We start from the raw sequence: 1,506 nt of genomic DNA, 5'->3' as shown, positions 1-1,506 counted from the left end.
GTCGACACGCGTGCTGTTCACCGTCTCCGCGGCGGTGAAGCCAGCCGCGGAGACGGTGAACAGCACGCGTGTCGACAGCATCCGGCTGAGAAAACCGGACAGCGGGATCATGATGACTTCGGCGATCAGATAGGCAGTCTGCACCCACGGGATTTCGTCGGAGCTGGCGCTCAAGCCTGCCTGGATCTCGGCCAGCGAGGCCGAAACGATCTGGATGTCGAGGATCGCCATAAACATGCCGAACACCATCGCCAGGAAGGCGATGATGCGGCGTGTGGAAATCGTGTCAGGCGTAGCCGGCGTCGCCGGCGGCGATCCTGCTGTCAAGGTCGCGGTTGCCATGCCAGTGCTCCCAAGCGGCCGCTCAGTTCGACGCGGCCGGCGCGGTGCGGCTGTCGACGGCCACGACGACGCTGAGGCCGGCGCGCAGCTTGCCTGTCTTCAGCACATCCGCCGGCACGTCGATGCGAACCGGGACGCGCTGCACGACCTTGGTGAAATTGCCGGTGGCGTTTTCCGGTGGCAGCAGCGAGAACACCGCGCCGGATGCCGGCGCCAGGGACGAGACGGTGCCTTCGAAATCCTGGCCGTCGATCGCGTCGACCGATATCCGGACCTTTTCGCCAGGCACCAGCCGGGCAAGCTGGGTCTCCTTGAAATTGGCGACGATGTAGAGCTTGTCCATCGGCACGATGACGGCGAGCTTCTGTCCGGGGCTGATCAGGTCGCCCTGCTCGACCGAGCGGTTGCCGACCACACCGTCATAGGGCGCGCGCAGCACGGTGAAGGACAGATCCCGCGCGGCCTTGTCCCGGGCAAGCTGCAGCGATGCCAGCGTGCTCGCCGTCTCCGCGCGCTGCGCCTGAAGCACACCGATATTGGCCTGCGCCGCGGCGATCTGGGCGTCGGCACCTACAAGGGCGGCATTGGCCTGCTCGACCGCGGTCTGGGCATCATCCAGCTGGGCCTGGGTGCCGACATGTGTCTTGAGTAATTGGGCGGCGCGCGTTTGAACACGCGCCGCATTGGCGGCGGCGGCTTGGTCGGCGGTCTTTTGCGCCTGCGCCTGCTCGAGCGATGCACGCGCCGCCTCGGTCTGGGCCTCGATACGGTCGAGCGTCTTGCTCAAGGTGGCGATCTGCGCCTCGGCTTGGGCGACCGCTATTTCGTAGTCGCCATTGTCGACGACCAGCAGCGGGTCGCCGGCCTTGACCTGCTGGTTCTCGGTCACCTTGATCTGATCGACATAGCCGGAAATTTTCGGCGAAATGAATGCCATGTCGGCCTGGACATAGGCGTCGTCGGTTGAGATCATGAAGCGCCCGTCGGTCCAGTAATCGTAGCCATACCAGGCAGCTGCGCCCAGCAAGCCAAGCGCGATGATCGGCAACAGAAGGAAGCGTGCCGAACGTTTCTTTTTTGTCGGCGCCTCGGCCGGAGGACTTATTGCCGGCTCAGTCGGTGCGTTCGGCGCTTCGGTTGCTGGCGCGATCTTGGGGTTGGGGA

Annotated in this window: 1 protein-coding gene and 1 pseudogene; both read right to left on the bottom strand. The window is 64.9% G+C overall.

Annotated features, from left to right (window positions below):
• Nucleotides 1-342 (bottom strand): annotated as a pseudogene (locus EOA86_RS34220) (MFS transporter); the annotation flags it as partial.
• Between the two features lie 22 nt (nt 343-364).
• On the bottom strand, nt 365-1,506 hold a 1,142-nt coding region (locus tag EOA86_RS34215), incomplete at its 5' end, for an HlyD family secretion protein (protein ID WP_164892308.1).

It is taken from the genome of Mesorhizobium sp. M5C.F.Ca.IN.020.32.2.1 (genome assembly GCF_004023105.1).
Classification (GTDB): Bacteria; Pseudomonadota; Alphaproteobacteria; order Rhizobiales; family Rhizobiaceae; genus Mesorhizobium; species Mesorhizobium wenxiniae.
Note: the sequence above shows the minus strand (reverse complement) of the source record. Positions and strands in the feature narration are given on the sequence as shown.